The organism is Halorubrum sp. Atlit-26R (assembly GCF_003666015.1).
Classification (GTDB): Archaea; Halobacteriota; Halobacteria; order Halobacteriales; family Haloferacaceae; genus Halorubrum.
Genome location: NZ_QPLT01000375.1, coordinates 1 through 528, shown reverse-complemented (window position 1 = coordinate 528; position 528 = coordinate 1). Strand labels below are relative to the sequence as shown.

The 528-nt window shown below is 67.8% G+C and carries 1 pseudogene; it reads left to right on the top strand.

Features of this window, described 5'->3' with window-relative positions:
• A pseudogene (locus tag DVK07_RS23050) lies at window positions 1–528 on the top strand (type IV pilin); the annotation flags it as partial.

Sequence of the window (528 nt, the reverse complement as noted above, 5' to 3'; positions counted from 1 at the left end):
TCGAAGTGCTTGCTCCCGAGGGCGACGGCGTCGCGTACGTCGACCGTGACGGGGACGGGACCGCCGACGAGACGTTCTCTGCGGGGGAACTGGCGGATCGCGGAGAGTTCGACGGCCACCTCGTCATCTTCGACAACGCGGCGATCCGTGGGGGATTCTCGGCCGAGGCCGACCGCATCACGGTGCGAGACGGGGTCTCGGTGTCGGCGGGGTCAATAGACCTCGCCGCGGACGGAGACGTCTCGATCGCTGGCGCGAGGATAGACACCTCGTTCACCGGCTGGTTCGGTCTGTCCGGCGGCGACATCGAGATCGCCTCGGGAGGCCGAATCGCCGCCCGCGGGGCTACGGTCACCGCTACGGCGCTCGTGGCTCCCGGCGACATCGACCTGTCCGCCGCGGACGATATCGACCTCACGAACGGCGTCTTTAACGCCCAAGCGACCGGTTTCTTCGGATCCGACGGCACGATCGCGATCGAGTCTGACGGCGGAATCGTCACGACCGACGGCGCGTGGTTCATTCCCG